We start from the raw sequence: 7,874 nt of genomic DNA, 5'->3' as shown, positions 1-7,874 counted from the left end.
TGTGGAGTTGCTCGCTTGATGGCGGTGTTCTGTGATCGTTCGGTGGCGCCGGTCAGCTCCCGATGACGAGTACGCTGGCGGCGGCTTCGACGACGTCGTCGGTGATTGTCTCGAGTTCGTTGATCTTGAGGATGCGGTTGATCTGGGGGAACAAGCGCTCGAGGAGGCGGAAGTTTCCGCGGGTGATGCGTTCGATGGCGGCGACGGCTTGGGCGTCGGTGAAGTCGTCTGGGTTGAGGGTGCGTCCGAGGCGTGTCCAGTGTCGGTCGAGGACGAAGAGGAGTTCGTCTCGGCCAAGGGCGCGGTAGCGGTGGGAGAACCCGAGGCGGCTGTAGAGCTGGGGGTAGTGGCGGAAGCGTTGGTCGATGCCGGGCATGCCGATCAAGATGATCGCGAGATGGGTACGGTCGTGTTCGTCGCGAAGCAGCTCGAGCGCGGTGGGCGTGAGGCGCTCGGCTTCGTCGACGATGAGCAGTTCGACCCACCGTGTGGTGTCGGCGGTGTTCACTCCGGTGACTTTCCCGATGGTGCGGAGGTGCTCGTCGATACAGATGCCGACTTTGACACGCCATCTGCTGATGTCTCCCATGAGGTCTCTGGGTCGCGGGAGGACCTCGGGTGTGTAGAACACGGTGCGGGAGCGATGCGCGAGCGCGTAGTGTTTCGCGTCGTCCTCGCTCCTCGGGCCCCACGCGGTGATGAAAGGCTGGAGGGTGTCCCAGTTTGCGTAGCGGCGGGCGGAGTTGGTCTTTCCGACTCCAGCGTCACCGTGGCAGATGCCGATGGTGCGTTCCTTCTTCACCGCGTTCGCGAACTCGGTGAAGCGGCGGTGTTCCTTCGTGACGATGAAGCTCTGGGTCATCACTCCTCCTCGTAGGTGCGGAGTCGTTTCTTGGGCGGGGTCGAGTCCGCGAGGTGGGGTTCTTCGCGGTGGGCGATGGTGGGGATGCGGTCGTTGATGGTGCGGCGGAGTTCGTGGCGGCGGGCGCGGCGGGCGGCTTCGATGTCTCGGAGGCTGAGGCGGGTGTTGGGGTGGGCTTCGTCGACGGCGACGCAGATGAAGGTGCCGTGGTCGTAGACGCGGATCTCGGAGAGGTCGCGGGGGTCGTAGCGGATGGTGACTGCGTGTCCGACGAACGGTGCGAGGGTGGGCGCGAGATAGCGCTGGCCTTGGAAGTGGATGCCGTCTCGTTGCACGGTCCGATGCGTGGGCACGGTGAGCAGCAGGCCGTCGAGCTCGTTGAGGGTGTCGGGCATGCGGGGTATCCAGCCGTCCGCGACCCATGCGTCGCGTGGGGAGATGCCGAGCGCCTGATGGGTGCGCTGGTTGTAGGTCGCGATGAAGGCGCCGATCGCTCGGTCCAGGCCCGGGAGGTCGAGCACGGGCTGCGGGTTGCGGTTCCCGGGGCCGAGGTGGCCGGGGAGGGTTGGGAGGACTTCGGTGTTGATGGTGCCGAAGAATCGCTCGATTTTGCCGCGCCCCTGGGGCCTGCCGACGGTCGAGAAGATGAGCCGTAGGTGCAGCTCGATGGCGGTGCGTTCGAGGTGGTGGCTGGTGAAGTCGGAGCCGTGGTCGACGTGCAGCACATCGGGGATTCCGCACATCGCCCACGCGGGGTCGGTCTTTCGCCAGATCGCCTGCCGCAACGCGAGCGCGGTGTTCAGTGACGAGGGCGCTCCGGTGAAGACCATGTATCCGCAGATCGCGCGGGAGTGATCATCCATGACGGTTGTCAGCCAGGGCCGGTCGGGCTTCCCGTTCGCGCCGATGATGAGGATGTCGAGTTCGGTATGGTCGGCCTGCCAGATCTGGTTCGGCCGTTGTGCGCGACGGCGGAACACCAGCTCGTGACGATCGCGGTAGGACGCGGGACCCTCCAACGCGAGGGTGACGAGTGCGGGGTCGAGGGCCTGCACGATTTCTCGGACGGTCGCGTAGCTCGGCGCCGGCCTACTCTCGCGTAGGCACTCTTCGACGATGAGTCGATGCAGCGTCGCGATTGACGGACGAGGCCGGGTCAGGGCGAGCCGCTCGATGGCGGCGACGGTTGCGGGGTCAGTGCGTCGGCTGCCCTTGTCTCTTCGTGCGGTGTCGTCGAGTCCTGCGAGCCCGTGTTTCTCGTAGAGCTGATGCCAGCGTTGGAGCGTCCGCGTGCCGATGCCGCTCTCGCGGGCGAGGGCCGCGAGGGGGATCTGATCTTCGACGTGAAGTCGGAGGATCCGCCACCGCTCGAGGCCGTCCATGAGCCGCTACATCGCTGCGCTCTCGCGGGCCGCATGGACCTGCTGATGGCGGTAGAGCGTCGCGCGACTCCACCCGACGAGACGAGCGGCGTCCTCGGCGGTGCGGCCGCGCGCTCGCGCATCCGCGGCAATCGCGAGCTTGTCCGCGATCACGACCGGGTCCGACAGAGGCCGGCCAAACCGGGTCCCGTTCGCTCGGGCGGCTGCGATGCCGGCGTTGACCCGTTCGACGATGAGCTCCCGCTCGTACTCCGCGAGCGTGGCCAACATGTTCAACATCAGCCGGCCCGTCGACGTCGACGGATCGATGCCATCCGAGATCGACCGCACCTGCACGCCGCGCTCGCGCAGCAGATTCACGGTGTTCAGCACGTCGATCAGGGAGCGGCCGAGGCGGTCGACTCGCCAGACGACGACGGTGTCGCCGTCTTCGGCGTACTCGAGGAGCTTCTTCATCCCGGTCCGCTCGATCGCGGTCTTGCTCCCCGAGGTGACATCCGCGAAGACGTCGCGCTTTTGCACCCCGGCAGCAACGAGCGCGTCGAGCTGCAGCTGCGCGTCCTGACTCGACGTACTCACGCGCGTGTATCCGAGAAGCCTCACGAGCCCATTCTGACTCGGAAACACCCTTTATGACCCCTGCTGAGACGAATTATGGCGAGACGCCTTTCTGAGACGACGCGCGGCCCGAGATTTCGGGCAAAGGGGCGCTGTCGAGGGCCACTTGGTCCGGCGTCTCAGAAAGCTACTGGTTTTTGAGGCGCGCGCCGATCCTCCGCTGTTGGAGCGTGGGTGAAGGGTTCAATCGGTCTGAACGACCGGTAGCCCCGTCGCGGCTGCGGCGTCTGCGAGCGAGCCGAGGTTGCGTACTTGGGTGAAGCCTGCGTCCTCCATGAGGTCGACGGCGGCTGCGGCGCGTTGACCTGAACGGCAGTAGACGACGTAGTCGGCGTGGGGGTCCAGGTCAGGGATTGCCGTTTGCAGCTCGCCGGCGGTGACGTCGAGCAGGAGTGCCCCATCGAGATGCCCTTCGGCGTGTTCGGCGGGTGTGCGGACGTCGATGACGATCGCATCCGAGCTAACCGCAGGTTGGGCGGTGGTCGGCGCGGTGCAACTCGTGAGCGCGAAGGCGGCGACGAGTGCGGTGACTGTAACGAGGGCGAAGCGACGCATGGGGTCCTTTCGGGGGTTTGGGGTTAGAGGTTGCAGGAGCGGTCGGCGCAGTGATGTGTGGGGTGTCGGCTGAGACGGCGGTGGAGGTGGCAGCCCGCGCACCAGCCGAAGATCGCTTCCAGGGCTAGGAGGATGAAGCAGACACCGCACAGGGCGAGTACCCCCTGGAGGGGGATAGCGCCGGAGCCCAGCGCGACGCATGAGACTGTGGCGATGCCGACGGCTAGCCACCACGCGAAGGCCTTCTGCGGGGCGCCGACCCAGCGCGGGAAGTGGGAGCGGCTCGCGAGTCGTCCCAACGCCAGGGTGATCGACAACCGATCACTGACGAGGAGACGGGTCAGCATGTCGAGCAGGAAGAACATTCCGAACATCTGCAGCGGGCGAGTCGTCCCGAACGCGAGTGCGGCGGTGGCGGCGAGAAGTCCGAGCGTCAGCAGGAGACCGGCCGCGATCCGGACCGCACGTTCATCGATGACAGGCCCCTGGTAGCCCTCGATGAGGGCACCAACGCGCGGGAGGACGACAGCGGGGGTGACGGACATGAGCGATTCCCGGAGGGTCATAGAAGAGGTGCGAGGCGCAGGATCGTCGCTGTGAGCATGATGATGCCCACGCCCAGGACGAAGAAGCCGAAGCTTTTGCGGAGCGTGGGGGCGGACAACTTTCTGGCGAGCAGCATCCCGGCGACGGAGCCGACAACGGCGAAGGCGGTGAAAGGAAGAACGGTTTCCCATGGGATCGCGGTGGCGAACACCTGTGCGGCGAGTCCTGCGGTGGAGTTCAGTGCGATGACGAGGAGTGATGTGCTGGTGGCCGCGGCGATGGGCAGACCGAAGATCAGCAGCGCGGGGACGATGAGGAAACCACCTCCCGCCCCGAGCAGCCCCGTGAGGAACCCCACAGACACCCCCATGATCACGACGCGCAGGACATGAGAGCTGCGCGCGCGAGGTCGCTCGGGTGGGGCGGGTGTGCGACGGCCGCGGATCATCGCGAGTGCCGTGGCGATCATGATGCCGCTGAAGAGAATGGCGAGGAGGGAGTCGGGCACGAACCGCCCCAGAGATGCACCGCCGAGCCCGCCGAGCATCCCTGTCGCCCCGAACGCGACACCGACCCCCCATTTCACGGTCCCCGTTCGCGCGCGTATCAGGACGGCGATGGCGCTGGTCACTGCGACCACGAAGAGCGAAGACGCGATCGCCTCTCGCGTTCCCATGCCCAATATCAGGGTGAGGACGGGGACGGCGAGGATTGAGCCGCCTCCGCCGAGGAGCCCGAGCGCGACGCCGACCACGGTCGCGAGGATCATCGCGGTGATGATGGGCAAGGTCAGTCGGGCTCCTCGAGGGGTCAGGCGGCGTTCGCGGCGGGCTGCGCCGTTGCGGCGAGCCAGGCGCGGTAGCTGCCGTCGATCTCGATGACGTCGTGACCGGCTCGACGCAGGGCGCTGGCGACGACGCTGTTGCGGACGCCGCTCTGGCAGTAAGTGAGGATGACGCCCGAGCTGGGGAGCTCATCGGTGTGCCAGAGAGCGCGACCGCCGGAGAGTTGGGCGGCACCGGGGATGTGTCCCGCGTTGTATTCGGTGCGGTTGCGCACATCGAGCAGGAGGGCGTGCTCCACCTGGTCGATGTCCGTGGGGGCGATGGTCTTCGGCTGAACGAGCCGCAGTCCGTCGAGGGTGTCGGTGAAGCCGTGGACAGCGTCGATCCCCACCCGCAGCAGGTGGTCGCGGAACCGCCCGGCCGCGTCAGTCGAGTCGGCCAGAATGACGAGGGGGCGTGTTTCCGTCTCAGGGTCGTAGACCCAGGCGGCGTAGCTGGCGGCTTTCGCTTCGCCGGGGACGTTGAGCGCGCCGGGCACGGTGCCCTGGTGTACCTGCGCGTGGTGGCGGGTGTCGATGAGGATGACGCTGTCTTCCTCCAGCGCAGCGGACAGGTCGGAGGCGTCGATTTGCGGCAGCGGTGCGAGCTTGCCCAGCAGAGCGGGCCCGGTGCGGTTCTGCCGCTTCATCCGGGCGAAGTAGGCGTGCGCATCAGGTTGATCATCGAGGAGGGAGTTGATGAAGCCCTGCTCGTCGCCGGCGGCCAGGTACGGTGCCCACCAGGCAAAGCGTCGCTCGTATCCGACCGTGGAGGTGGGGACAGCGCCGAGGGCCTTGCCGCAGGCCGAGCCGGACCCGTGTGCGGGGAGCACCTGGACGTAGTCCGGGAGGGTGAGGAAACGGTCGCGAAGGCTGGCGAACAGATCGCGCGCGCCCTGGAAGCGGGTGTCGATACCGCCGGCGGCTTCATCCAGCAGGTCGGGGCGGCCGATGTCGCCGACGAAGACGAAGTCGCCGCTGAGGAAGTAGCCCGGGTCGGAGGTGGCGGCTCCATCGGTGACGAGGAAGGAAAGGTGCTCGGGGGTGTGGCCGGGGGTGTGCACTGCTTCGAGGGCGATGTTGCCGAGGGTGATGCGCTGACCGTGCACCATCCGGGTGGCATCATCGAATCCGGAACCGTACTGCCAGTCGGGCCCGCCCTCGGCGGAGACGTACATCGTCGCTCCCGTGCGGGCAGCGAGTTCGCGGGTGCCGGAGAGGTAGTCGGCGTGGATGTGAGTCTCGGTGACGGCAGTGATGGTCATGCCATGCTTCGCGGCGAGGTCGAGATAGACCTGCACGTCGCGGCGGGGATCGACCACAATCGCTTCACCGTTCCGCTGGCAACCGATCAGGTAGCTGGCGTGCGCGAGGTCGTCGTCATACAAGCGTTCGAGGAGCACGGGGATCTGCTTTCGCGGGGTCAGTGCGCGCAGGTGCAGCGCTGGTCTTCGGGAACGTCGGCGAGGGCGTCGTCGATGTGTTGGCCGCAGCCGGCCCACGTGGGCTTGCCGCAGGAGGGGCAGGTGATTTGAGCGCACACGGTCAGGCAGCCGTCTCGGCAGCCGCGATCTGGCGGCGGACATCATCCATGTCCAGCTCGCGGGCTTTGGTGATCAGTTGCTCGAGCTGCGGGGCAGGCAGAGCACCGGGCTGCTTGTACACCAGCACGCCATCGCGGATCACCATCAGCGTCGGGATCGAGGTGATGCGGTGAGCCGAGGACAACTCAGCTTCCGCTTCGGTGTCCACTTTCGCGAACACGATGTCGGGGTGCTTCTCCGACGCCGCCTCGAATACCGGAGCGAACGAGCGGCACGGGCCGCACCAGGCCGCCCAGAAGTCGATGAGGACGATCCCGTCTGCCTGGACGGCCGGGCCGAAGGTCTCGTTCGTGAGCTCAGTGGTGGCCATCGTCGGTCACCGCCCGAACAGGCGCGAGAAGAACCCGCCCTGCTTCGACTGTGCAGCCTGCACCTCACCGCGCGTGTGGTTGCCATTGCACCACTGCGACGCGGGCACCGACGCGCGTACCGAAGACACGTGCTGGCCGCAGCCCGCCCACGTCGTCTTCCCACAGGTCCGGCACTTCGTAGCTCGACACATGTTCTCTCCCTTTCCGGTGATACCCCAGGGGGTATATCTGAACCTGGACGCCCAGGATACCCCGGGGGGTATAGTTGTTGTCAACTCGACGGAAGGAACCGCTCATGGGCAGTGACCCGCAAGGCCCTGACTCGCTGCTGCACGATCAGGAGGCGAAGCGAAAGGTGCTCAACCGTCTGAAGCGTGCGCAAGGACAGCTCGCCGCGGTGATCGGCGCCGTTGAAAACGACGCACACTGCCGCGACGTCGTTCAGCAGCTCTCCGCCGTCTCTAAAGCTCTGGATCGGGCCGGCTTCCTCGTCATCTCCACCGCTCTTCGCGACTGCATGACCACGCCGGAGGCGGATAACGTCACCAACCCCGACGAGCTGGAAAAGCTCTTCCTCTCCCTCGCCTGATGACCACGCGAAACACGCTCGTCATCCACGTCTTCGCCGAGGACGCCGCGGTTCTCACCGCCGCGCTGCGCGTTGCCCGAAACGCCGTTGACGATCTCAGTCCCGACGGCATCGTGCAGCTCGTCGTCCAGGGCGGCGCGGTGCGGGGCCTGGTCGCGGACGGTGCCTATCGAGACGATCTCGTCGCAACGATCCGCAGTGCGGGCGTACAGGTGCTGGCGTGTCAGAACAGCATGAGCCGAGAAGACGTGGACGCTGATTCTTTGCTCGAGGGGGTGTCAACCGTTGCCGCGGCCGTGGGCTACCTCGCTCAACAACAATGGGCAGGCGCCGCCTACGTACGACTGTGATGCATCCAGCACCTGTCACGCCATCCGCACGCACCGGTATCGCAGCTGTGACCTCTTCTGCGTGATGGCAACTAGTCCGAGAGCGACATTTCTGCGCAAAACTCTGAAGTCCCACCGACGAGCATCCCTCCAGCAAGGCGGCCCAGCCCCGACCTGAGCCCTGCGAGAACCGAGCTGCTGTAGACACGTCACGTAGCGAAGTCAGAACGCCGCCACGGAGCGCTGTTATTCACA

The 7,874-nt window shown here is 66.4% G+C and carries 11 protein-coding genes; 3 read left to right on the top strand and 8 right to left on the bottom strand.

What is annotated here, in order from left to right:
* Positions 1-52: 52 nt before the first annotated feature.
* From ACPYN5_RS15890 to ACPYN5_RS15860, 7 genes are all read right to left on the bottom strand, one after another.
* A complete protein-coding gene (locus tag ACPYN5_RS15890) occupies positions 53-862 on the bottom strand; it encodes an AAA family ATPase (RefSeq protein ID WP_016463902.1) in 810 nt (269 codons plus the stop codon).
* The gene (locus tag ACPYN5_RS15885; protein ID WP_016463903.1) at positions 862-2,244 is read right to left on the bottom strand and encodes a Mu transposase C-terminal domain-containing protein; all 1,383 of its coding nucleotides are present in this window, start codon (positions 2,242-2,244) and stop codon (positions 862-864) included. Before ACPYN5_RS15885 ends, ACPYN5_RS15890 begins: the two co-directional genes overlap by 1 nt.
* Before the next feature lie 6 nt (positions 2,245-2,250).
* Positions 2,251-2,847 (bottom strand): recombinase family protein, encoded by a 597-nt coding sequence (locus ACPYN5_RS15880; RefSeq protein WP_036282733.1) that lies wholly within the window; start codon positions 2,845-2,847, stop codon positions 2,251-2,253.
* 198 nt (positions 2,848-3,045) lie between these two features.
* Positions 3,046-3,417, bottom strand: coding sequence for a rhodanese-like domain-containing protein (locus ACPYN5_RS15875; protein WP_016463905.1), 372 nt, complete (start codon positions 3,415-3,417; stop codon positions 3,046-3,048).
* Between the two features lie 23 nt (positions 3,418-3,440).
* Entirely contained in the window at positions 3,441-3,962 is a 522-nt protein-coding gene (locus tag ACPYN5_RS15870) for a DUF4395 family protein (RefSeq protein WP_036282995.1), read from the bottom strand.
* 17 nt (positions 3,963-3,979) lie between these two features.
* Entirely contained in the window at positions 3,980-4,750 is a 771-nt protein-coding gene (locus tag ACPYN5_RS15865; RefSeq protein WP_016463907.1) for a sulfite exporter TauE/SafE family protein, read from the bottom strand.
* Between the two features lie 23 nt (positions 4,751-4,773).
* Positions 4,774-6,174 (bottom strand): MBL fold metallo-hydrolase, encoded by a 1,401-nt coding sequence (locus tag ACPYN5_RS15860; protein ID WP_232212098.1) that lies wholly within the window; start codon positions 6,172-6,174, stop codon positions 4,774-4,776.
* Between ACPYN5_RS15860 and ACPYN5_RS15855 the strand changes: the two genes are divergently transcribed.
* Positions 6,055-6,321, top strand: coding sequence for a hypothetical protein (locus ACPYN5_RS15855; protein WP_232212106.1), 267 nt, complete (start codon positions 6,055-6,057; stop codon positions 6,319-6,321). The genes ACPYN5_RS15860 and ACPYN5_RS15855 overlap by 120 nt on opposite strands.
* A 10-nt stretch (positions 6,322-6,331) precedes the next feature.
* On the opposite strand, the gene trxA is transcribed toward ACPYN5_RS15855, so the two are convergent.
* On the bottom strand, positions 6,332-6,700 hold the full coding sequence (trxA, locus tag ACPYN5_RS15850; RefSeq protein ID WP_016463909.1) for a thioredoxin: 369 nt from the start codon (positions 6,698-6,700) through the stop codon (positions 6,332-6,334).
* Positions 6,701-6,996: 296 nt separating this feature from the next.
* Between trxA and ACPYN5_RS15845 the strand changes: the two genes are divergently transcribed.
* Complete coding sequence (locus ACPYN5_RS15845; protein ID WP_016463910.1) at positions 6,997-7,290, top strand: metal-sensitive transcriptional regulator; 294 nt, start codon at positions 6,997-6,999, stop codon at positions 7,288-7,290.
* The gene (locus ACPYN5_RS15840) at positions 7,290-7,640 is read left to right on the top strand and encodes a DsrE family protein (RefSeq protein WP_016463911.1); all 351 of its coding nucleotides are present in this window, start codon (positions 7,290-7,292) and stop codon (positions 7,638-7,640) included. Before ACPYN5_RS15845 ends, ACPYN5_RS15840 begins: the two co-directional genes overlap by 1 nt.
* Positions 7,641-7,874: the final 234 nt, after the last annotated feature.

Origin of the sequence: Microbacterium arborescens (assembly GCF_049707515.1) — a bacterium.
GTDB lineage: Bacteria > Actinomycetota > Actinomycetes > Actinomycetales > Microbacteriaceae > Microbacterium > Microbacterium arborescens_B.
The sequence above is the reverse complement of the archived record's forward strand: the minus strand, read 5'-3'. Positions and strand labels throughout refer to the sequence as shown.